Raw genomic sequence first — 23001 nt, forward strand, 5'->3', positions numbered from 1 at the left:
GCTAGTGACTTGAAAAAATAAGGAAAAATATCCGGCAGTGGCTGGATAGGCTTTCCGAAAACTCACAAGCACTTTTACCAGGGATAGCGCAGCCGGCAGGGCTTGGGCACCTTCGAAAACCAGAGGTTTTAAAATTGAGCGATGCAATTGCGGACGTTCTGAGCTGGCTTGAAAGCAGAAGCGACATACAGAGCCTGAGGGCGGCGGTGTGCGACCTCAACGGCGTCATGCGAGGAAAACGCATACCCGTGGAGCAGGCCCGCAAGGCGCTGGAAGGCAAGCTGCGCATGCCCTATTCGCTGATCGGGCTCGACATCTGGGGCGAAGACATCGAAGGCAACAGTCTGGTTTTCTCGACCGGCGATGCCGATGGCCTCTGCCAATGGACGGGACGCGGCATTCTGCCGGTGGACTGGACGGCGCATCCGACGGCACTTGTCCCGCTCTGGCTCGCCGATGAAAGCGGCGCGCCCTATCTCGGCGATCCCCGGCGGGCGCTGGCCCGCATCCTCGACCGCTACAAGGCGCTCGGCCTGACCCCGGTCGCGGCAACCGAACTCGAATTCTATCTGGTCGATCCGCAATCGCAGCGGCCGGTCGGGCCGGTGTCACCGGTCACCGGGCGGCGTCTCGATTCCGACGCAGCGCTGTCGATCGATGAGATCGACGATTTCGAAGCCTTTATTCATGACGTCTACGAAGCCTGCCGGGCGCAAGGCATTCCGGTCGACACGGCCATTGCCGAAAATGGCGTCGGCCAGTTCGAGATCAATCTGAACCATGTCGCCGACGCGCTGCGGGCGGCCGACGACGCGGTGCTGTTCAAGCGCACGGTGAAGGGCATTGCCCGCAAGCACGGCTTTGCCGCCTGCTTCATGGCCAAGCCCTATGGCGACCGCGCCGGCAACGGCTTTCACGTCCATTTCAGCCTGGTCGACGCCGAAGGGCGCAATGTGTTCGACGACGGCACCGATCAGGGCTCGGAAACGATGCGCCACGCGGTCGGCGGGCTGCTGGCGGCGATGGCCGAGAGCACGCTGGTGTTCGCACCGCACTTCAATTCCTACCGCAGGCTCCGCCCGCGTTCCTATGCGCCGACCGCGGTCGCCTGGGGTTACGAGAACCGCATGGTCGCGATCCGCATTCCCGGCGGCCCGACCGGGGCGCGCCGCATCGAGCATCGCGTGTCGGGCGCGGATGCCAATCCCTATCTGGTGCTTGCCGCCATACTGGGCGCGGCCCTGATCGGCATCGAAAGGCAGATGTCGCCGGGCGAGCCGACCGGGAGCGACGGCCAAGGCGCGGCACCAGCCAAGCTGCCGCCGGACTGGGCCTCGGCGATCGCCACCTTCGAAAGCGGGACACATGTGGCGGAGATTTTCCCAGCGATCCTGCGCGACTCCTTCGTCGCCTGCAAACGCCAGGAGTTGAATACGTTTGCTCTCAACGTCAGCGATTTCGAGATCGAGACCTATCTCGAAAGCGTCTGAGACCTTACGAGGACCGCTCGGCCTTCAGCACCGAGACCGCCGCTTCGCTGTTGTGGACATAGTCGTTGGCGTCGGGCTGCTTCTGCAGCAAAAGGATGAACAGCAGATCGGTCAGCGTCAGCTGCGCATCGCGCGCGGTGATGGAGGAGGAGCGCGCGCGCTCCTCGTCGGCGATGGTGTAGAGGCGGATGTCGGCGACCCGGCTCAGCGGATTGTCGTGCAGGCCGGTGACGGCGATCACCGTCGTCCCGCGCTTGGCGGCGAGTTCGGCGATGCGCAAGGTTTCGATGCTGGCGCCGGAATAGGAGAGCGCGAACAGCACGTCGCCAGGCCCGAGCGTCGCGGCATTGGCCATCTGGATGTGGCTGTCGCTGTCATGCAGCACGTTGCGGCCGAGCTTCATCAGCTTGTAGGAGAAATCGCGCGCCACCAGCGACGAGGCGCCGACGCCGACCAGATGAATGCGGCGCGCGCCATCCAGCAGCTCCAGCGTCCGGGAAATGATGCGCTCGCTGTTGGCGGCGACGGTCTGCTGCATCGACAGAAGTTTGCTGCCGATCAGTTTCTTGAGGATGACCGGATAGGTGTCGCCGACCTCGATCGAGCCATGGATGACGCCGGCCGGCACCTGCCAGTCCTGCGCCTTGGCCTCGCTGACGGCGAGCTTGAGCTCCTGGTAGCTGGCATAGCCGAGCTTCTGGCTGAACTTGACGACGCTCGACTGACTGCGCCCGATCTCGGCGGCAAGCGCTGCCGTCGACAGGCGCAGCATCTGGTCGGGATTGTCGACGATGTACTGGCCGATCTCGCGATCGCCTGGCGCCATGCCGTCGAGCTTCGCATTGATCTTCTTGAGAACGGACATGGACCCTCTGCAGCGCTTCGGTGCTCGGAGGAATAAAATATTCCAATTTCGATTGACAGCCAAGAACGCAGAATTAATTCTCGAACCGGCCAGGTTCGGGAATCGAATGGCTCTTCCGGAGCGACCGGACCGCCGCCCGGCTTTCGCCATACGAGGGTTCAGCCATGGACAGATTGCGGATCGTCGGCGGACGAAGACTGGAAGGCGCGGTCACCATTTCCGGCGCCAAGAACGCTGCCTTGCCACAGATCGCGGCCGCCCTGCTCAGCCCCTACCCGCTCGAACTGACCAATTTGCCTGATGTGACCGATGTCGAGAACATGCTGGGCGTTGTGCGGCTTCACGGCGCCGACGTGACGCGATCGGCCCATGCCGCGACGATCGACACCAATGCCGCCGTTTCGAAGGAAACGTCCTATGACACGGTGCGCAAAATGCGCGCGACGGTGCTCGTTCTGGCGCCGCTGCTCGCCCGGTTCGGCCACGCCCGGGTTTCGCTGCCGGGCGGCTGCGCCATCGGTGCGCGGCCGGTGGACATGCATGTCGCCGCACTCGCGGCACTCGGCGCCAAGATCGCCGTCGAGAACGGCCTGATCGTCGCCTCGGCGCCGAACGGGCTGACCGGAACGCGCATCGTGCTCAGCTCGCCGTCCGTCGGGGCAACGGAAACCGCCATGATGGCGGCAACCACCGCCAAGGGCGAAACCGAGATCCTCAACGCGGCGCGCGAGCCCGAGGTGGCCGATCTCGCCGCTTGCCTCAACGCCATGGGCGCACGCATCGAAGGCGCCGGCACGCACCGCATCCTGATCGCCGGCGACACCGGTTGGCACGCGGCCCGGCACGACATCATTCCGGACCGCATCGAGGCCGGCACCTATGCGATCGCCGCGGCGATCACCGGCGGCCAGCTTGAGCTCACACACGCCCGGCTCGAGCACATGGCCTCGGTGGTGCAATTGCTGGAAGCCACCGGCGTCAGCGTCTGGCCCGGCGATCGCGGGCTCATCGTGTCGCGCGAGCGGCCGCTCAAGGCCGCCGATCTCACGACGGAACCCTATCCGGGCTTTCCGACCGACCTGCAGGCGCAGTTCATGGCGCTGATGTGCTGCGCCGAGGGTGCGTCGCTGCTGCGCGAAACCATCTTCGAGAACCGCTTCATGCATGTGCCCGAACTGATGCGGCTCGGCGCCAACATCAAGTTGCAAGGCACAATGGCTTTGGTGCTCGGCGGCGAGAAGCTGCATGGCGCGCAGGTGATGGCCACCGACCTGCGCGCTTCGGTGTCGCTGGTGCTGGCGGCATTGGTGAGCGAAGGCGAGACGATTATCAACCGCGTCTATCATCTCGACCGTGGCTATGAGCAACTCGACCGCAAGCTCCGCCTTTGCGGCGCCGACATCGAGCGGCTGAGCGCATGAGCGGCGCTAACTATCTTCTCGGCGTCGATGGCGGCGGCACCGGCTGCCGGGCTCGTATCGAAGACGCGGACGGCAACGTGCTGGGACAAGGCTTGTCCGGCCCGGCGACGACGCGGCTTGGCATTGACGCGGCATGGGCCTCGATTGCCAAAGCGTTTGGCGCGGCGATCGCGGAGGCTGGCTTTGGACCGACCGAAATCGCTCGGACCCACGCCGGCATCGGGCTTGCCGGCATTGGCCGCAAGGGCGCGCTGGAGGCGTTGCGGGCAATCGCGCACCCGTTTGCCAGCATCGATTTCGTCAGCGACGGCGTCGGCGCCTGCCTGGGCGCGCATTCCGGTCAGGACGGCGCCATCGTCATTGCCGGCACCGGTTCGATCGGCCTCGGCTTTGTCGAGGGGCGTGACCTGCGCGTCGGCGGTTACGGCTTTCCGATCTCCGACGAAGGCAGCGGCGCCCATCTTGGGCTGAAAGCCGTGCAAATGGCGTTGCGCGGTCATGACGGCCGGCACGAGCGGACGGCGCTGCTGGCGGAGGTGATGCAACGTTTCGAGGGTGACCCGATGGCGGCGGTCGCCTGGATGGATCGCGCCAGCGCCACGGATTACGCCGCTCTGGCGCCGATGGTCATGCGCCATGCCGACCAGGGCGATCCAGCCGGGCGGCGCATCGTGCAAAATGCCGCCGAGCAGATCGACACGCTGGTGCGGGTGCTGTTCGAAAAAGGCGCGCCTCGCGTGACCTTGCTGGGTGGCCTCGCCAGCCCGCTCGAACCGTGGCTTTCGCCCGATGTAAGGCGCCGCCTGAAGCCCGCCGACGGCGACGCCGTATCCGGCGCGATCATCCTTGCCAAGAGATCGCCCCGCGTATTGTAGGCTTAGCAAAGAGATAGGAATAAAATATTCCAATCTCCTGTTGACGATACGAATATCCAATTCTAGAAAGTTAACAAAGAAAGACTGTGATGACGGATCAGACGTCCGTGTGCCCTGGCGCCCGTTGAGCCATGCCGGACGCCGGCAGCAGAATTTTTGAAAGCGCTGGAATGACCGAGCAAGGTTTGATGTCTGAGCTGGACCTGCTGGTTTCCGAAGGCCGCAACCCGCGGACAATGGATATCGACCTGCTGCCGACCATCGACGTGCTGCGCAAGATCAATGATGAGGACAGGCTTGTCCCGGCTGCTGTTGAAAAGGTGCTGCCGGAAATCGCCGCGGCCGTCGACCGGATCGTTCTTGCCTTCCAGAAGGGCGCAAGACTGATCTATATCGGCGCCGGCACCAGTGGCCGGCTCGGCGTTCTCGACGCTTCGGAATGTCCGCCCACCTTCGGCGTGCCCGAGGGCATGGTGATCGGCCTGATCGCCGGCGGTCCGGACGCCTTGGTGCGGTCGACGGAAGGCGCCGAGGATGATCCGAAAATGGGCGCGAAGGTGCTGCAGGAGATCGGACTAGTACGGAACGACGTGGTGGTCGGCATCGCGGTCAGCGGGCGCACGCCTTACGTTATCGGCGGACTGAACTATGCCAAGCAGGTCGGCGCAACCACGGTTGCCCTGTCGTGCAATCCGGCATCGACCATTGCCGGCATCGCCGACATCGCCATCTCGCCGGTCGTCGGCCCGGAAGTGCTCACCGGATCGACGCGGCTGAAGTCGGGAACCGCGCAGAAGCTGGTGCTCAACATGCTGACCACCGCCTCGATGATCCGCATCGGCAAGAGCTATGAAAATCTGATGGTGGACCTCAACCCGTCCAACAAGAAGCTGGTGGCGCGGGCAACCAGGATCGTCATGCAGACCGCCGGGTGTTCGGCGCAGCAGGCCAAACAAGCACTCCATCTGACAAACAATGACGTGAAGCTGGCGATACTGGTGACGATCACCGGCCTTGATGTCGAGGCGGCGCGAACTGCCCTCGGCAAGGCCGGAGGCTTCCTGCGAAAGGCAATCGGCGATGGGACGGCATGAAGCCGCCCGGGACAAGACGGCAACAAGCCGCTTTAGACAAGACGGCAAGAAGCCGCTTTAGACAAGACGGCGTGAAGCCGCATAGACTGGGCCGATACTCCGAAGCATGTGTGTCTTGGAAGCGGTCGGCGGAAACTGCAAGGCATCAAGTCAAATCATAATGGGAGACGGAAATGACAAGGCATCTCACAAGAACATTGCTGTCGGGCATCACGGTTGCCGCGATGCTCGGCATGGCTGTGGTTTCGACGCAGGCCGCGACGCTGCACATGGCGTGGTCGCAGGACGCCACCGGGCTTGATCCGCACAAGCAAACGGCCTTCTCGTCGCTGCGGCTCCTGGAACTGATCTATGAGCCGCTGGTGCGCGTCGATGCCAGCCTGCAGATCATTCCGGCAATCGCCACTTCCTGGGAATTCTCGAAGGACGGCAAGGAACTGACCTTCAAGCTCGATCCCAAGGCGAAATTCCAGGACGGCAAGGCCGTCACCTCCGCTGACGTCAAAGCCTCGTTCGAGCGCATCCTCGACGAGAAGACGGGCGCGGCCGCCCGCGCCAATTTCCTGTCGATCGCCAGCATCGACACACCTGATGCGGCCACCGTCGTATTCCATCTATCGCAGCCCGACGTGCCGATCCTGACGGCGATGAGCGACGTCAACGCGGCCATCGTTCCCGCAGCCGAGATAAAGGCCGGCTCGATCGGCACCAAGGCGGTCGGCTCGGGCCCGTTCAAGCTCGACAAATGGGACCCCAACGCCAAGGAAGTCTTGAGCGCCAACAAGGATTGGGCGGGGGGTGCTACCGGTGTCGACGGCATCGAGATCAGCGTGCTGCCCGACGAAGCGGCGATCCTGGCCGCCATGCGCACCAAGCAGATCGATTTCGCCCTGCTCAACGACCCGCTGGTCGCGACGCTGGTGCCGAAGGAGGCCAGCCTGCAGCTGAATCGCGTACCGGTGCTTGCCTATCACGTGCTGCAGCTCAACCCGTCGCGCAAGCCGATGACCGAGTTCAAGGTGCGCCAGGCGATCTCCTGCGCCATCGACCGGCAAGAGGTGCTGGACACCGCATCGCTCGGCGAAGGCAAGGTCACCGGACCCCTGACCATCCCGGCGCTCGCCACCGATCCGACCCAGCTGTTCTGCTACAAGCGCGATGTCGAAAAGGCCAAGAAGCTGATGGCCGAGGCCGGCTTTGCCGACGGCTTTTCGGCAACAGTGATCGGCGCCACCGGCGAGCCGCCGACGGCGGCTGCGGAGGCCCAGGTCATCCAGTCACAGCTCGCCGAAATCGGCGTCAAGCTCGACATCAAGATGATGGAGCTCAACGTCTATGTCGACGCCTGGCTGAAGGGCGATTTCGACATGGCGATCGCGCTCAATGGCGGCCGCGCCGACCCCTACACCATGTACAACCGCTACTGGACCAAGGCCGGCAATCTGCAGAAGGTAGCCAACTACATCGACGACACGCTGGACAGCCAGATGCAGCAGGGGCGCGCCGAGACCGACCCGGCCAAACGCAAGGCGATCTTCGCTGCATTCGAGAAGCACCTCGCCGAGATGTCGCCGTGGATCTGGCTCTACACCTCCTATAGCTACACGGCCCAGCAGAAGAACATCGCCGGCTTCGTGCCGACGCCGACGGGCACTCTGTTCAGCCTGAGCAAGGTTACCATCCAGCAGTAGCCTCGGCAGGCATTGGACGAGAGGACTTCTTCGCGTGATTTATCTGATGCGACGACTGGCGACGTTTCCTCTCGTCCTGCTTGGCGTGTCCATCCTGGTCTTCGTTGCGATCCGGATGGTACCGGGCGATTCGATCACGGCGATGCTGGGCACCGAAGCCGGGCTGCTGACGCCGGCACAGCGGGATTCGCTCGCCGCCTATTTCGGCATCGACCAGCCCTGGTTCGTCCAGTACTGGCGCTGGATCGGCGGCATCCTGTACGGCAATTTCGGCATTTCGGTCACCTATGGCAGGCCGGTGCTCGACGTCATCCTTGAACGCTTTCCGCTGACACTGGAGCTGGCTCTGCTGTCGATGATCATCGCGCTTGCCGTTGGCATGCCGGCCGGCATCTACGCCGCCACGCATAGCGAAAAACCGTCCGATCTTGGGGTGCGCATCGTTGCCATGATCGGCCAGTCGACGCCGAGCTTCGTGCTCGGCCTCTTGATCATCTACACGCTGTCGGCCGGCTTCGGCGTGCTGCCGGCGATGGGCGAATTCGCGCCGCTCTGGCAGGATCCCTTGCGCAATCTCAGCCAGCTGATCCTGCCTGCGATCACGCTCGGCTTTGCCTTCGCCGCGTCGGTCACGCGCATATCGCGTTCGGCCATGCTCGACGTTTTGAGCGACGACTATGTGCGCACCGCGCGCAGCAAGGGCGCTTCGGCGCGCAGCGTCATCTGGCGGCACGCGCTCCCCAATGCGCTGATCCCGGTGGTGACGCTGAGTGGCATTGAATTCGGCTATCTCCTGGGCGGCGCCGTCATCGTCGAGCAGATCTATGCCTTGCCCGGCCTCGGACGCATGGTGCTCGACGCCATCCTGCAGCGCGACTACGCGCTGGTGCAAGGCGCTGTGCTGTTCATCGCCTTCAACTTCATGATCGTCAATCTCCTGGTCGACCTCGCCTATGTCGGGCTCGATCCGCGCATCCGGCTGGGAGAACAGTGATGCGCACCCTGCGCGCTATCTTCGGCCATGGCAGCGGCCGTATCGGCGGCGTCATCGTCAGCGTCTATTTGCTGATCGCCATCCTTGGCCTGTTCGGGCTGACGCCGCACAATCCGATCACGCAGTTCCGCGTCGACCGGCTGCACGCACCCAATGGCGCCTACTGGATGGGCACCGACCTGTTCGGCCGCGACGTGGCCAGCCGGCTGATGGCCGGCATCGGCCAATCCTTCACGGTCGCCTTCTTCTCGGTGGCCTTCGCGACCCTTGCCGGCACCGTGCTGGGGCTGGCGGCAGCCTGGCTCGGACGCCGCTGGGACGGCGTGGTGATGCGCATCATGGATGTGCTTTTGGCTTTCCCAGCGATCCTTCTGGCATTGCTCATTGTCACCGTCGCCGGGCCTGGCACATGGACCAGCGTGGTTGCCATCGGCATCGTCTACACGCCGATCTTCACGCGCGTGGTGCGCGGCCCTGCCCTTTCGCTCAAGGCCCGCGAATTCGTCGATGCCGCGCGCACCTTCGGCAGCAGTTCGAGCTACATCGTCACGCGCCATTTGTTGCTCAATCTGGTGGCGCCGCTGACCGTGCAAGTGACGCTGGCGCTGGCCTGGGCGCTGCTCACCGAAGCCGGCCTGAGCTTCCTCGGGCTGGGCACGCAGCCGCCCGCCGCCTCGCTCGGCCTGATGCTGAGCGACAGCCGCAATCTGATGGAGACCGCGCCCTGGCTGATGATCTTTCCAGGACTGACCATCATGATCAGCATTCTCGGCTTCAACCTGCTGGGTGACGCCTTGCGCGATATCCTCGACCCCAGGATGCGGAGGGCGCCGGCATGACGCCGCTGTTGTCGGTTCGCGATCTGCACGTCGGCTTCGGCCGCGATCCGCAAGCCAATGAAGTGGTGCGCGGCATCAGCTTCGACCTTGCCGATGGCGAAACACTGGCCATTGTCGGCGAAAGCGGCTCCGGCAAATCCGTCACCGCGCTGTCGATCAACCGGCTGATCGATTTCGGCGGCGGCCGCATCACCGGCGGCGCGATGAAGCTGAAGCGGGCCGACGGCAGTCTCTTCGACCTGACGAGCGCCGCCGAACCGCAGCTACGCGGCATTCGCGGCGCCGAAATCGGCATGATCTTCCAGGAGCCGATGACCTCGCTCAACCCGGTGCTGACCATCGGTTCGCAGATCGAGGAATCGTTCCGGCTGCACCGCGGACTGACCGGCCGGCAAGCCACGGCGGCGGCCAAAGATGCGCTCGACCGCGTGCGCATTCCCGATGCCGCAAGGCGGCTGAAATACACGCCAAACCAGCTATCGGGCGGCATGCTGCAAAGGGTGATGATCGCCATTGCGCTCGCCTGCAATCCGCGCCTGCTGATCGCCGACGAGCCGACCACCGCGCTCGACGTCACCGTGCAGGCGCAGATCATGGCGCTGCTGGCCGAGTTGAAGCGCGAAACAGGCATGTCTGTGATCTTCATCACCCACGATATCGGCCTGGTTGCCGGCATCGCCGACAAGGTCATGGTGATGCAGAACGGGCAGGCCGTGGAGCAAGGCGAGCTGAACCAGATCCTCGACAGGCCGCGGCACCCCTACACCCAGCATCTGCTGCAGGATGTGCCGCATTTTGCGAGGGGAGGCGCGACCCGCGCGGACGGACAACGCGACAAGGATCCACACGCAGAACCGGCCTTGAAGGTCGACGGACTGGTGGTGCGGTTTCCCCTCAAGAGCAATTTCTTCAGCCGCGCCACCGGCGCCGTGCATGCCGTCGATGGCGTCGACTTCGACCTGATGCCGGGCGAGACTTTGGCCATCGTCGGCGAGAGCGGTTCGGGCAAATCGACCACCGCGAAGGCGGTGCTTGGGCTGGTGCGCTCGACGCGCGGCAGCTTCTCGGTCGGCGCACGAAAGGCTTCGGCCGAGCGCAGCGCCAAGCCCGTGCAGATGGTGTTCCAGAATCCCTATGCCTCGCTCAATCCGAGGCTGGCCATCGAGAGCATCCTGGCAGAACCGGTGATCGCGAACGGTGGTCGTGTGGACACCGAGACACGCGCCAAAATGGCGAGCCTGCTGGAACGCGTCGGCTTGCCCAGGAATAGCCTGGAGCGCTATCCGCATGAATTCTCCGGCGGCCAGCGGCAGAGGCTGTGCATCGCGCGTGCGCTGATGCTCAACCCGTCCGTGGTCGTTCTCGATGAGGCCGTGTCGGCGCTCGATGTCTCGGTGCAGGCCAAGGTGCTGGAGCTGCTGGTCGAGCTTCAGCGCGAATTTGGGCTGGCTTATCTCTTCATCTCGCACGATATAGCAGTGGTCGAGCGGATCGCGCACCGCATCGCCGTCATCTATGCCGGCCAGATCGTCGAGATCGGCGATGCGGCCTCGGTGCTGTCGAAGCCGAAGCACTCCTATACGAAGAAACTGATCGCAGCGGTTCCGACCATCGACCGGCGGCGCGAGCATTTCGAGATCGACACACGCCAGGTTCCCTCGCTCGTGCGCCCGCAGGGTTTCGAGCCGGCGCCGGCGCTGTGGGAGCGGTTCGGGAGCGACCATATGGCGAGGGTTGAGGCGTGACTTCAGTTCTTTCGGCCGATCTTCAACAGCTCTTCGACCGCGCGTTCGCACCGTTGGAAGCCGCAGTGGCTGCCAAGCGGATTCCCGGCGGCGTGCTCGGCATCGTCGACAGCAATGGCCACCGCATCGTCAGGGCGATCGGCTCGGCGCAACTCGTGCCCAAGCAGCGTCCAATGACCGTCGAAACCTGGTTCGACCTGGCATCGCTGACCAAGGTCATCTTCACCACGCCGCGCATCTTGGCGCTGGCGGAGGACGGCGTCATCGATCTCGACGCGCCGCTAATCTCGGTGCTGCCCGACCTTCGCCAGTACGATCAATCGGCGTGGGAGCGGAAGGTGACGTTTCGCCAGTGCCTCGGCCATCAGACGCCGTTTCCAGCCGTCGAACCGATCTACACCTACGGGCGCGATCCCGAATTGCTGCGCGCCTTCATCCTGCAGCGCGAATGGCGAGCCCGTGACCCCGTTTACTCTGACATCAACTTCATCCTGCTCGGTTTCGCGCTCGAGCGGCTGTCGGGCAAGACCATCCGCGACATGGATCCCGGCCCCGGATTTGCCTGGTCCACCGAGCCGGATATCGCCGCGGCGACCGAGGACTGCACCTGGCGTCATCGCGTGCTGTCCGGCGAGGTGCACGACGACAATTGCTCGGCGCTGCAAGGCGCCGGTCATGCCGGGCTGTTCGGCACGGCAGCTTCGGTGCTGGATTTCGCACAAGGGCTGCTGGACGGCAGCGGTGCTTCCGCACGGTCGATCGCGCTGATGCGCACACCCCTTTCCGCCACCCGCACCCATGGATGGGAGCGCCCCTATGACGGCTGGTCCGGCGGGAAGTTGTGCAGGCTGGGAACGATCGGCCACACCGGCTTTACCGGCACCGGACTGTGGATCGATTTCGACAGCGGCAAGGCCTGGACCTTGCTCACCAACCGGATCCATCCGACACGTCATTTCGACAGCGGAATCATCCCGCTGCGGCAGACGGTCGGCGATCTCGTCAACGGACTTTAGGAGCTAGATGATGGAACCAATCTGGGCCGTCGGCCTGATGACGGGCACGGTGCTTGACGGCAATATCGACGTCGCGGTGATCAAGACCGATGGCGAGCGCATCGACGACTTCGGCACCTACCGGCTGATGCCCTATCCCCCGTCGATCCGCTCGCTGCTGGAAGAGACGCTGACGGCGGCGCGGGCCTGGAATTTTGTCGGGCCGGAACCGGCGATCTTCCGCAAGGCCGAGGAAGCGCTGACGCGTGCCCAGTCGGCGGCGGTGAAGGAATTGGTCGAGGGCTACGGCATGACGATGGCCGATATCGGCGTCGTCGGCTTTCATGGCCAGACGGTGCTGCATCGCGCGCCGCAGGTGGGACGACTCGGCCAGACGCGGCAATTGGGTGACGGCGAGCTGATGCATGCCCTGTTGGGCACCAAGGTCGCCTATGACTTTCGCTCGGCCGACATGCGCGCCGGCGGGCAAGGCGCGCCCCTGGCCGCCGCCTATCACACCGCGCTGATGCGCAGCGCCGGCGCCAGCGGCGAAGTGGCCGTGCTCAATCTCGGCGGCGTCGCCAACGTCACCTGGTGGGACGGCGCCGACAATGTCGTCGCCTTCGACACCGGACCGGCCAATGCGCCGCTCAACGACTTCATCAAATCGAAGGGGCTCGGCGACATGGACCGCGATGGCGCCCTTGGCCGTGCGGGAACGGTCGACGAGGCCCGGCTCGCCAAGCTGTTGCAGCATCCTTATCTCAGCAAGCCCCACCCCAAATCGCTGGACCGTTTCGATTTCGGCGCCGCCATGGCCGACGGCCTCAATGCCGAGGACGGTGCCGCCCTGCTCACCGCCTTCACCGCCGGCGCCGTCGGCAAGGCGCTTGATCTCTTGCCAAGCCGGCCCAGGAAACTGGTGGTCAGCGGCGGTGGCCGGCACAACCCGACGATGATGGCGATGCTCGCCAGCCGCGCCGGCGTCGAGGTGGTGCAGGCGGAAAGCCTAGGCTGGAGCGGCGACGCGGTGGAGGCCGAGTGTTTTGCCTTCCTGGCGGTGCGCGTGCTGCGCGGCCTGCCGATCAGCTTTCCAAGCACCACTGGCGCGCCGCAGCCGATGCGCGGCGGAAAGCTGGCCGGTTAAGCCAGTTTCTTCCGCAGGAAGATCCGGCTGCGTCCGACCGGGAAATCGGCCAGCGTGCCGAAGGGCTGATAGCCCTGGCGCTGGTAGACCTTGGCGGCGTTCGGATTGAAGGTGTCGATCCAGGCGTTGTTGCAGCCGCGCGCCAAGGCTTCCTGCTCGGCCGCGTCCAGCATCCGGCCGGCCATGTGCTGACCGCGCAGCCTTTCATCAACCCACAGCCATTGCACGTAGAGCCAGCCCCAGGCGGTGTAGCCCGAAATGCCGGCGACGACTGCGCCATCCTCGTCGCGCACGAACACAGCGAGCGCCTTTTTTTCGGACGGGCCGACATCGCCGTCATTGAACGCCGTCAGCCGTTCGGCAAGAAAGGCAAGGTCCTCCGGCAAGGGGTTTGCCGTTGTTTCGAGTGTCGTGTGCATGGCTCTTTCCGGAAAGCTCGGCTGGATGGGATGAAGGGTTACGGATCAGGAGGCTCTTGCGCAATTTCTATGTCTGCTCCCGAACAGGGTGCGGATCGCCGCCGTTGCGGAATTCGGATGCGGCAATGCCGTAGCGCTTGAGCTTGTCGTAAAAAGTCTTGCGCGGCACGCCGAGCGCGTCGATGGCGCTGCGCACATCGCCGCCATGGTCGCGCAACGCGTCACGGATGAGCTGCGCCTCGTAGTGGCCCACGCGTTCGGGCAACGAGGCGGCTGGCTCCGCCGATTGCGGGGAAACAGCTTTCGTCTCGTCATCAGGCCCAAGACCGAGTGTGACGCGATCAGCGAAATGCGCAAGTTCGCGGACATTGCCCGGCCAGGCATGCGACTGGAGATGATCGCTGACCGCGGCATTCACCTTGGCGACAGGACGGCCGAACCGTTCCGCTGCCTTGCCGAGGAAATGGCCGAACAGCATTGGAATGTCGCCGCGCCGCTCGCGCAGCGGCGGAATGCGCAGCGTCACCACGTTGAGGCGGAAATAGAGGTCCTCGCGGAAATCGCCACGCTGGTCCTGCCGGCCGAGATCGACCTTGGTTGCCGCGACGACCCGTAAATCGATGCGCCTTGTCTCGTTCGAGCCGAGCGGGGTGAGGCTGCGTGTTTCCAGCACCCGCAGCAGCTTGACCTGCAGGGCCGGCGGCATGGATTCGATCTCGTCGAGAAACAGCGTGCCGCCGCTGGAATGCTCGACGCGGCCGATCCGCCGCCGCTGCGCGCCGGTGAACGCGCCGGCCTCGTGGCCGAACAGTTCGCTTTCGATGACGGTCTCCGGCAAGGCGCCGCAATTCAGCGCCACGAAGGGTTTGGAACGACGCCGGCCCCACCGGTGCAGGAGGTCGGCCACCACCTCCTTGCCGGTTCCCGTCTCCCCCTCCACCAGAACGTCGACATCCATGTCGGCGATCTGGCGCAAGGTCTCGCGCAACCGCCGAATGGCCGGCGCCTCGCCGATCAGCGGCAGGCCGTCGGCCGCAAGCGCGGCGGCCTCGCGCAGCCGGCGGTTCTCCATCACCAACCGCCGCTTCTCCGAGGCCCTTCTCAGCGCCTCGACGAGGCGATCGCCGGCATAGGGTTTTGGAATGAAATCGTAGACACCGTCCTTGAGCGCGGCGACAGCAAGATCGACATCACCATGCCCGGTGACCAGGATCACCGGTATATCAGGGTCGATCGCCTTGATACGATCGAACAGCTGCAGCCCGTTCATTCCCGGCATGCGGATGTCACTAACCACCACGCCGTCGAAGTCCCTGTCGACGACCGCAAGCGCGGCCTCGGCGGCATCGCGCGCCACCACGGTGAAGCCGGCAAGTTCGAGCAATTGCGTGGTGGCATGAAGCAGGTCCGCATCGTCGTCGACGAGCGCCACCCGCCCTGATCCCTCGTTCATTCAATTCGCCTCAAATCGATGGTGAAGGACGCGCCTTTGGCGCTGTCGGGATCGAGCCGCAAAGTGCCGCCCAATTCCTGGGCAATCTCCTGCGAGATCACCAGCCCGAGGCCGAGCCCCTTCTCCTTGGTGGTCTGGAACGGCATGAACAGATTGCCGGCCGCTTCCAGCCCGAGGCCGGGGCCGTTGTCGCGCACCGAAATCAGCACTCTGTCGCCACGTTCGGCGAGGTCGATGTCGATGCGGGGATCGGGCTGGTCCTTCGTGGCGTCGAGCGCGTTCTGCAAGAGGTTGACGAGGATCTGCTCCAGCCGGATGCGGCTTGCCATCACCATCGGCGACGCGTCGCCTTGCGGCTTGACGATGGTGACGCCGGAATCGCGGATGCGGCCGGAGAGCAGCGACAGCGCGCCGTCGATCGCCTCGCGCACCGGCAGCGGCGAAGCGGCGACACCGGGCCGGCGGGCGAAGGTGCGCAGCGTGTTGGTGATGGCGCCGATGCGTTCGGTCATCGAGACGATCGAGCTCAGATTGCCGCTCGCCGGTTCGGTCTTGCCGGTTTCGAGGAAGCGGCCGGCATTCTCGGCATAGGTGCGGATCGCGGCGACCGGCTGGTTGATCTCATGCGCCACGCCGGCGGCGATCTGGCCGAGGATGGAGAGCCGGTTGGCCTGAGCGAGATCGTCGCGCAGCCGGCGGACCTTGGCCTCGGCATTTTCGCGCTCGGCGATTTCGCCGGCAAGCGCGGTGTTGGAGCGGGTCAGCTCGGCCGTGCGTGTGCTGACCCGGCTTTCAAGCTCGGCATTCATGCGCGCCAGCGCCTCCTGCCGCAGACGGCGTGTGCGGCGGCGCCTTGTGAATACGTAGGCTAGCAGGCCGGTCAGCAGCAGCCCGAGCAGCGTCGTCAGCCGCGCCGTGTTGGCGGCGGACGAGAGAGCCGCATCCGCCGGCGTCAGCAGCCAAAGGCGCCAGCCGGGAACCGCACCGGGCAGATCCTGCACCACCTCGACAAACTGGCGCGGTTTGCCGGGGCCGTCGACAGTCGCCAGGCCGTCGCCGGCACCTCGCCGTATCGGCAGAGGTTCGAAACCGGCGTCCGGCAATTGCAGCTGCTCATGGGCAGCGGCGGCGTCCTCCGCCGAAAGCGGCGCAAGGGCATGAAACCGCCACTCGGGCTGGCTGGTGGCCAGTACGACGCCGCGTTCGTCGGTGACGAAAACGAGAAACCCGCTGGAGCGCCAATTGGCCTCGACGCCGTCAAGCTCGACCTTCAGCACCGCGACGCCCAGCGGCTTGCCGTTGTCGTCGACGCGGCTCGAAAGATAGAGTCCCGGCCGGCCGCTGATCGTGCCGAGCCCATACTGGCTAGCCGAACCCTTTGCCATCGCCTCGTTGAAATAGTGGCGGAAATTATAGTCGATGCCGACAAAGCTGGTCGGCTCGCCGGCATTGCTGGCCGATATCGCGATGCCCGCCGTGTCGATGACATAGATGGCGGACGCCGAGGCGTCGCCTGATATCGCCTTGAGCTTGTCGTTGAGGGCCGCTTCCTGCATCGTCCCGGCCCGGCGCAGCGCCCCGCGCACAGCATCGTCGCGCGCCAGCACCAAGGGAACCAGGCGCTGTTTTTCGATTTCGCCGGTCAGCGTTCCCGCCGCCAGCGGCAAGGCGGCAAGTGCGCCATCGCGCAGGTCAGTGGTCGCCTGGCCGGTGGCGATGCGTCCCGCGACGGCGATCGCGCCTGCCAGGATCGCGAGGGCGACGACGACGACAAGCCAGCGGCCATCGCGCAGCCGCGCCACCGCCTCGCGCAGCATTTCACGACCGGCTGCGGAGCCGCTATCGGTGCCTGTCTGCGGCGTCTGCCTTCTCCTTTTCCTAGAGCCCGCCACTCTAATGCGAAATTCCGCCCAGGCAAATGCCACGTGTGCGGAAATCCGCACACGCTTCCCCCGCAGGACGCCGAACAAAGCCCGGAATCCCGGCATTCCGGGCTTCCCCCGATCTGGCACAGCGCTTGCAAAACCCCTTGCCAGCGGCGGGCGACCGGAACGCCGCGATGGGAGAAGTCACGCAGGGCGGGTTCCGTCCATCCGGCCAGGGAGAGTTCGATGCACATCGCAGACCAATCAGGCGCGGCTGCCGCGCAGCGCAAGCCCCTCTATGCCCAACTCTACGTGCAGGTGCTGGTGGCGATCACCGTCGGCATCCTGCTCGGCCACTATTATCCGTCGATTGGCGAAAGCATGAAGCCGCTCGGCGACGCCTTCATCAAGCTGGTCAAGATGATCATCGCCCCGGTGATCTTCCTGACGGTGGCGACGGGCATTGCCGGCATGAGTGACCTGCAGAAGGTCGGCCGTGTCGCCGGCAAGGCGATGCTCTACTTCCTCACCTTCTCGACGCTGGCACTGATCATCGGCCTCATCGTCGCCAATGTCGTGCAGCCGGGCGCCGGGTTCAACATCGACCCGGCGACGCTGGACGCCTCGACCGTCAACACCTATGCCGCCAAGGCGCATGACCAGTCGGTCACCGGCTTCCTGATGAACATCATCCCAGGCACGATCGTCGGCGCCTTCGCCGATGGCGACATATTGCAGGTGCTGTTCTTCTCGGTGCTGTTCGGCATCGCGCTGGCGCTGGTCGGCGACAAGGGCGCACCGGTGTTCAACTTCCTGCAGGCGCTGATGGCGCCGATGTTCAAGCTGGTCAGCGTGTTGATGAAGGCCGCCCCCATCGGCGCCTTCGGCGCCATGGCCTTCACCATCGGCAAATACGGCATCGGTTCGGTCATCAACCTCGCCATGCTGGTCGGCACCTTCTACGCGACGTCCTTGCTGTTCGTCTTCGTCGTGCTCGGCGCGGTCTGCCGCTACAACGGCTTTTCCATTCTGGCGCTGCTGCGCTACATCAAGGAAGAGCTGCTCTTGGTGCTGGGCACGTCCTCGTCGGAAGCGGCCCTGCCCTCGCTGATGGAGAAGATGGAAAAGGCCGGCGCCAAGCGCTCGGTGGTCGGCCTGGTCATCCCGACCGGCTATTCCTTCAACCTCGACGGCACCAACATCTACATGACGCTGGCCGCGTTGTTTATCGCGCAGGCGACGAACATCCATCTGTCGATGGGCGACCAGATCCTGCTGCTGCTGGTGGCGATGCTGTCCTCGAAAGGTGCCGCCGGCATCACCGGCGCCGGCTTCATCACCCTTGCCGCGACGCTTTCGGTCGTGCCTTCGGTGCCGGTCGCCGGCATGGCGCTGATCCTCGGCGTCGACCGTTTCATGTCGGAATGCCGGGCGCTGACCAACTTCATCGGCAATGCCGTCGCCACGCTGGTTGTCGCCCGCTGGGAGGGCGAACTCGACGAGGCAAAGCTGGCGAGAGCCCTGGCCGGCACGGCCGACGACAGCCTGCCGGCTGATATTGTTCCCGCCGAGTAGTTGGCGCAGCGAATGCATGAAAAAGGCCGGAGGCAGCGATGCCTCCGGCCGCTTTTCTAACGTGACATGTCAGCCATTGAAATCCCTCCGCGCTTCCGGGAACGTGCTTGGACCGACGGGCATGCGGGCTGCCAGGCTGCCATCGTCGAACAGGACAAGGCTGGCGGCGCCGACCAGCCCGGCGTGGCGGCCAAGCTGGGCCTGCACCACCGGCACGTCGCGATAGGCGCGCATGGCGCGCTGCCGGATGGTCGCCTCGATAACGGGGTGCATCAGGTCGAGCCCATTGGCGATGCCGCCGCCAACGACCAGGACGTCGGGCGAGTAAAGGTGCAAGAGATTGGTGAAGCCGACGCCCAGCCAGCGTGCCTCTTCCTCGAGCAGGGCCAGAGCGAGGTCGTCTTGCAGCCGCGCCGCCTCAACCACGTGGCGGCCGGTGACCTCGGCATTGGCCGAGAGGCGGCGCAACGTCGAGCCGTCAAAGGCCGATGTCGCGGCGTTGGCGCGACGGCCAAGTGCCGTGCCCGAGGCGATGGCCTCGAAGCAGCCGACGACGCCGCACACGCAGCGCTCGCCCTCGTTGGTGATGGTCATATGGCCGATCTCGGCGGCCAGCCCACGGCGGCCGTGCAAGATGCGCCCGTCGGCAACGACACCGCCGCCGATGCCGGTCGAAACCGTAACGAAGACCAGCGAGCGGGCGCCATGGCCGGCACCGAAGCGCCATTCGCCGAGTGCGGCCGCGTTGGCATCGTTTTCCAGCCGCACCGGCAGGCCGAGCCGGCGCTCGAGGATGTCGGCCAGCGGCACATCCTGCCAGCCGGCAAGTGTCGGCGGTCCGACGGCGATGCCGGCCAGCGGGTCGAGCGGTCCCGGCGCGCCGACGCCGACGCCGACAATGGCGAGGCCCGGCGCCTCGGCATGCACGGTCGCGGCCAGCGCCTCGATCTGGCCGATCACCACGTCAGGTCCGGCCTGAGCCTGCGTCGGCACGGCGGCGAAGGCCAGGATCTTGCCGTCACGATCGACCAGCGCGGCACGAAGCTCGGTGCCACCAAGATCGATCGCGAGGGCGGCTTCAGTGCTCATGCCGCGACCTTCAGCCCATGCAGCCAGCCGATGCGGCCGGCGAGATCCTTGTCGCCGAAGGCGAGCGAACCGAGAACCACGGTCTGCGCACCGGCGGCACGCAGCAACGGCACGGTCTCGTGGCGGATGCCGCCATCGGCGGCAAGCACCACTTCTGCCTCACGGCCGGCTCCTCGCAGGATAGCGCGGGCAGCCCCCAGCCTGTCGCATGCCTTGTCCGACAGGCTCTGGCCCTTCACGCCGATCGCGGTTCCCAGCAGCGTGACGAAGGCGACCTCGGAGACGAAAGGCTTCACTGCCTCGACCGGCGTCTCAAGCCGCAACACGACGCCCGCTTCGGCGCCGAGTTCGCGCGCCAGCCGCACGGCGCGCAATCCTGCCTCGCCGTTCTCGGCATGGACGCTGATCATGTCGGCGCCGGCCTCGATGAACTGGCGCGTCTGTGCCTCGACGATTGCGGCATCGACCATCAAATGGACATGGATGGGTTTGGCCGTCAGTCCGGCGATGCGGGCGACGAGATCGGGGAAGAACAGGAAGGACGGCGCGAAATGGCCGTCCGCCACATCGATGTGATGCAGATCGACATGGGGTTCGATGCGCCTGAGGTCGCTCTCGAAATTGGCGAGATTGGCCGACCAGAGCGAGAATTCGGCGATCAAGCGATCGCGCGGCAATGCGGCTATTGCCGCCGGGCCTGACGGGGGCTTTGAAGTCATGATTGGTCCTGATTGTTGAAATGTCTGTCGAGAAAGCCGCCGATAGCGGCGCGGATTTCGGCGAAATGGCGATCCTTGTCAGCCGCTTTCGGCGTCACCTGGACGAAGGCGGCATCGGGGATGGTCTCGCCGAGTTCGCGGGCGGTCGCCAGGGGATGGACGAGATCGATGCCGCTGCCGATGACCAGCGAGGGAATTGCGAGGCGAGCGGCTGCCGCCTGCGTCACGCCAGGCCCATCATTGGCGATCTCCTGCATCACCTCGGCGAAGGTCGTCGCGTTTTCACGCGCAAAGAAGCCGAGCAGCGAAGCAAGATTGTCCGGCGCTTCCGCGCGAAAGCGGGCTGATGTCGCGGAGGACGCGAAGGCGTCGTGGGCCTCCGCGAGGGGGAGCCGTCGGATAAGTTCCGCCACTTCGACATAGGGGCGCATGTTGCACGGTGCCGCATCGAAGGCCCAGGCAGGTCGCACCAGCACCAGGCCAAGCACGCGGTCCGGATGGCGAGCAGCAAGCCGCAGCGCAATAGCCGCGCCCATGGAAATGCCGCCGGCTACGAAACGGTCGAGGCCGGCCGCATCGGCGGCGGCCAGCACATCGTCGGCGAACATGGTGATCGAGAACGGACGCCTGCTGCCGGCGCTGGAGGCGCCCTGCGCGCGGCATTCGACGGTCAGCCGGCGGTATGATGGTTGGTCAGGAAAGTTCTGCGCCACCTGATTGGCGTCGCCGCCGAGGCCATGCTGGAAGACGACGGGAAGCCTGCCCTGCCCCGTGTCGAAGACACGAAGCGCGGCGTCGTCGCGCAGCAGGATCGTCGGCGCGGCGCTCATCAGAGCAACCCCCGCAGGAAGGCGGCGACTTCAGGGGCCTCATCAGCGGACAGCCCGTGCGTGACGAGCGCACCGCCAAAACCCACGGCCTTCAGCCGCGCGACGAAATCCGGGAAATCGACGATGCCTTGTCCAGCCGTGGCGAAGCGGGCATCACCATGCCGATCCTTGGCGTGCGCCATGGCGATGTGCCCGGCGGCCTCGCCGACCGCGGCAGCGACGATAGTACGCGCTTCGTCTGGCGTGGCGTACTCGAACAGATTGGCCGGATCGAGCACGATCTTCAGTCGCTTCGAGCGCATGTCGGCGATCAGGCGCGTCGCGTCGCTCGCCGAAGTGACGATGTTGGCCTGCTCGGGCTCAATGCCGAGATCGATGCCGGCATCCTCGGCCAGCGCCAGCGCCTTGCCCATTTCGGCAGCCATGTCGCACCAGGCGGAGGGGGTGGCATTTTCGGGATGATAGGCCCATTGATCGGCGATATTGCGCGAGCCGGTGCAGAGCGTGACCAGCGGGATGCCGAGGGATGCAGCCGTCTTGATGACCACACCAAGACGGCGAAGGCCATCGTCGCGCACCGATCTGTCGGGATGCGCCATGTTGTAGGTGCCCGAGAGGGCTGCAAGCGAGACGCCTGATGATTGCACTGCAGCACCGATGGACTCGATGGCATCCGCCGGGACGGCATCCGGCATTGACGGCAGGCCGGCGCAGGCGAGATTGAACTGCGTCGTCTCATATCCGGCCTGCTTCACCGCGGGCAACACGGCGCTCGGGTCGGTGCCGGGAAAAGTCTTGGCGAAAATGCCGAGGCGCATCAGACCGCACCCGAAACCGAGGCGAGTTCGACCCGCTCGCCTGTCTCGACAGAACGGGCAATCGCCACCATGGAGCGGATCGAGGCGATGCCGTCCTCGACATTGGCGCCGCGCATCGGCGCGCCGGTCAGCACCGTATCGGCAAGACCCTCCAACTGACGGCGGAAGAAATGGCCGTCGGCGCCGAGCGGCTTGCGCGAGGTCGCATCCTTTTCATGGAAGATATCGACCTCGCTGGCGCGGAAGTACCAGGGGTTGAATGTTTTCGCGATAACGGAACCGTTCTCGCCATAAAGCTGGAAGCCTTCATGCCAGTCCATGCGCACGGCGACGGTGAGGTCGAGATGGCCGAGCGCGCCGCTTGCGAATTCGGTTTCGACGAACCAGCAGTAGGCGCCGAAGCGTTCATTGAGACGGGCGCGCACGGCGGTGATCTCGCCGCACAGGAAGCGCGCCGTGTCGACCAGATGCGAGCCATGCGCCAGCATGAAATATTGCCGCAGGTCCGCCTTCGGGTTGCCCGAAGGTTTCCTCGCCAGCTTGCTGGTGACCGGCAGTGGCTGCACGGCATCGGTGTTGGTGTAGCGATGGGTGGAATCGCAATACCAGGCCTTCAGCGCCAGCACCTCGCCCATCTCGTCACGGACGAAGTCGCGCGCGGCCTCCAGCGCCGGATCGAAGCGCTTCATGTGCCCGACCTGCAGCACCTTGCCCGAACGCTTCACCGCCGCCGCCAGCGCCTCGCCCTCCTCGACCGAAGTGCCGATCGGCTTTTCGCACAGCACATGCTTTCCGGCGTCGAGCGCCTTGATCGACATCGGCACGTGATAGGCATCCGAGGTGGCGACGACCACCGCCTCCAGCTCAGGATCGGCGAGCATGGCGTCATAGTCGGCATACATTCTTTGCGGCTCGTAGGTGGCGCCCATGCGGGCGAGCAGGTCGGGAGCCGCATCGCAGATGGCGTAGAGATCGGCATTGCCGGCCTTGGCGCAGGATTCCAGGTGCGCGAACTGTGCGATCGGGCCGCAGCCGAGCACACCGACCCTGAGGCGTCTGTCTTGTTTCTTGATCATC

The 23001-nt window shown here is 65.1% G+C and carries 20 protein-coding genes; 11 read left to right on the plus strand and 9 right to left on the minus strand.

The features are described 5' to 3' along the window. The first annotated feature begins 134 nt into the window (after nt 1-134). Nucleotides 135-1490: a glutamine synthetase family protein gene (locus D3242_RS02005; protein WP_064983262.1), complete on the plus strand. Its 1356-nt coding sequence runs from the start codon at nt 135-137 to the stop codon at nt 1488-1490. Between the two features lie 4 nt (nt 1491-1494). Here the strand turns inward: D3242_RS02005 and D3242_RS02010 are convergent, their stop codons facing one another. After that, complete coding sequence (locus D3242_RS02010) at nt 1495-2355, minus strand: MurR/RpiR family transcriptional regulator (protein WP_038645222.1); 861 nt, start codon at nt 2353-2355, stop codon at nt 1495-1497. 164 nt (nt 2356-2519) lie between these two features. Here D3242_RS02010 and murA point away from each other — a divergent pair, with 164 nt between their 5' ends. The 9 genes from murA (at nt 2520) to D3242_RS02055 (ending at nt 13156) form a co-directional block, all read left to right on the plus strand. Continuing rightward, complete coding sequence (gene murA / locus D3242_RS02015) at nt 2520-3776, plus strand: UDP-N-acetylglucosamine 1-carboxyvinyltransferase (RefSeq protein ID WP_064983264.1); 1257 nt, start codon at nt 2520-2522, stop codon at nt 3774-3776. Then, a complete protein-coding gene (locus D3242_RS02020; protein WP_064983266.1) occupies nt 3773-4651 on the plus strand; it encodes a glucosamine kinase nucleotide-binding domain-containing protein in 879 nt (292 codons plus the stop codon). Before murA ends, D3242_RS02020 begins: the two co-directional genes overlap by 4 nt. A 170-nt stretch (nt 4652-4821) precedes the next feature. Further along, complete coding sequence (gene murQ / locus D3242_RS02025; protein WP_038645216.1) at nt 4822-5745, plus strand: N-acetylmuramic acid 6-phosphate etherase; 924 nt, start codon at nt 4822-4824, stop codon at nt 5743-5745. Nucleotides 5746-5918: 173 nt separating this feature from the next. Beyond that, on the plus strand, nt 5919-7436 hold the full coding sequence (locus D3242_RS02030; protein ID WP_064983267.1) for an ABC transporter substrate-binding protein: 1518 nt from the start codon (nt 5919-5921) through the stop codon (nt 7434-7436). A 34-nt stretch (nt 7437-7470) separates the two neighbouring features. Further along, nucleotides 7471-8430 carry an ABC transporter permease gene (locus tag D3242_RS02035; protein WP_064983269.1) on the plus strand — a complete coding sequence of 320 codons (960 nt, stop codon included), beginning with the start codon at nt 7471-7473 and terminating at the stop codon, nt 8428-8430. Then, nucleotides 8430-9269: an ABC transporter permease gene (locus D3242_RS02040; RefSeq protein ID WP_027046582.1), complete on the plus strand. Its 840-nt coding sequence runs from the start codon at nt 8430-8432 to the stop codon at nt 9267-9269. Before D3242_RS02035 ends, D3242_RS02040 begins: the two co-directional genes overlap by 1 nt. Beyond that, nucleotides 9266-11014: an ABC transporter ATP-binding protein gene (locus D3242_RS02045; protein WP_064983270.1), complete on the plus strand. Its 1749-nt coding sequence runs from the start codon at nt 9266-9268 to the stop codon at nt 11012-11014. Before D3242_RS02040 ends, D3242_RS02045 begins: the two co-directional genes overlap by 4 nt. Further along, nucleotides 11011-12030, plus strand: a complete 1020-nt coding sequence (locus D3242_RS02050) for a serine hydrolase domain-containing protein (protein WP_064983273.1) — start codon at nt 11011-11013, stop codon at nt 12028-12030. Before D3242_RS02045 ends, D3242_RS02050 begins: the two co-directional genes overlap by 4 nt. A 10-nt stretch (nt 12031-12040) precedes the next feature. Continuing rightward, nucleotides 12041-13156, plus strand: a complete 1116-nt coding sequence (locus D3242_RS02055; RefSeq protein WP_064983275.1) for an anhydro-N-acetylmuramic acid kinase — start codon at nt 12041-12043, stop codon at nt 13154-13156. Here D3242_RS02055 and D3242_RS02060 read toward each other — a convergent pair. The 3 genes from D3242_RS02060 to D3242_RS02070 all read right to left on the minus strand — a co-directional run bounded on the left by D3242_RS02060 (nt 13153) and on the right by D3242_RS02070 (nt 16845). Beyond that, a complete protein-coding gene (locus D3242_RS02060; RefSeq protein ID WP_019856795.1) occupies nt 13153-13575 on the minus strand; it encodes a GNAT family N-acetyltransferase in 423 nt (140 codons plus the stop codon). The genes D3242_RS02055 and D3242_RS02060 overlap by 4 nt on opposite strands. Before the next feature lie 67 nt (nt 13576-13642). Next, nucleotides 13643-15028 carry a sigma-54-dependent transcriptional regulator gene (locus tag D3242_RS02065; RefSeq protein WP_038645200.1) on the minus strand — a complete coding sequence of 462 codons (1386 nt, stop codon included), beginning with the start codon at nt 15026-15028 and terminating at the stop codon, nt 13643-13645. Further along, nucleotides 15025-16845: a sensor histidine kinase gene (locus D3242_RS02070; RefSeq protein WP_064983277.1), complete on the minus strand. Its 1821-nt coding sequence runs from the start codon at nt 16843-16845 to the stop codon at nt 15025-15027. The genes D3242_RS02065 and D3242_RS02070 overlap by 4 nt, the downstream gene beginning before the upstream one ends. 294 nt (nt 16846-17139) lie before the next feature. Between D3242_RS02070 and D3242_RS02075 the strand changes: the two genes are divergently transcribed. Beyond that, a complete protein-coding gene (locus D3242_RS02075; protein ID WP_019856792.1) occupies nt 17140-18468 on the plus strand; it encodes a dicarboxylate/amino acid:cation symporter in 1329 nt (442 codons plus the stop codon). A gap of 69 nt (nt 18469-18537) precedes the next feature. On the opposite strand, the gene D3242_RS02080 is transcribed toward D3242_RS02075, so the two are convergent. Genes D3242_RS02080 through D3242_RS02100 form a run of 5 tightly spaced genes read right to left on the minus strand, consistent with a single transcriptional unit; the run spans nt 18538 to nt 23000 of the window. Beyond that, on the minus strand, nt 18538-19557 hold the full coding sequence (locus D3242_RS02080; protein WP_019856791.1) for an ROK family protein: 1020 nt from the start codon (nt 19555-19557) through the stop codon (nt 18538-18540). Continuing rightward, nucleotides 19554-20276, minus strand: a complete 723-nt coding sequence (locus tag D3242_RS02085) for a ribulose-phosphate 3-epimerase (protein ID WP_019856790.1) — start codon at nt 20274-20276, stop codon at nt 19554-19556. The genes D3242_RS02080 and D3242_RS02085 overlap by 4 nt, the downstream gene beginning before the upstream one ends. Further along, on the minus strand, nt 20273-21106 hold the full coding sequence (locus tag D3242_RS02090; RefSeq protein ID WP_019856789.1) for an alpha/beta fold hydrolase: 834 nt from the start codon (nt 21104-21106) through the stop codon (nt 20273-20275). The genes D3242_RS02085 and D3242_RS02090 overlap by 4 nt, the downstream gene beginning before the upstream one ends. After that, entirely contained in the window at nt 21106-21924 is an 819-nt protein-coding gene (locus D3242_RS02095; RefSeq protein ID WP_019856788.1) for a sugar phosphate isomerase/epimerase family protein, read from the minus strand. Before D3242_RS02095 ends, D3242_RS02090 begins: the two co-directional genes overlap by 1 nt. Continuing rightward, a complete protein-coding gene (locus D3242_RS02100; protein WP_019856787.1) occupies nt 21924-23000 on the minus strand; it encodes a Gfo/Idh/MocA family protein in 1077 nt (358 codons plus the stop codon). The genes D3242_RS02095 and D3242_RS02100 overlap by 1 nt, the downstream gene beginning before the upstream one ends. Nucleotide 23001: the final 1 nt, after the last annotated feature.

The sequence above is a fragment of the Mesorhizobium jarvisii genome (genome assembly GCF_003601985.1).
Lineage (GTDB): Bacteria > Pseudomonadota > Alphaproteobacteria > Rhizobiales > Rhizobiaceae > Mesorhizobium > Mesorhizobium jarvisii.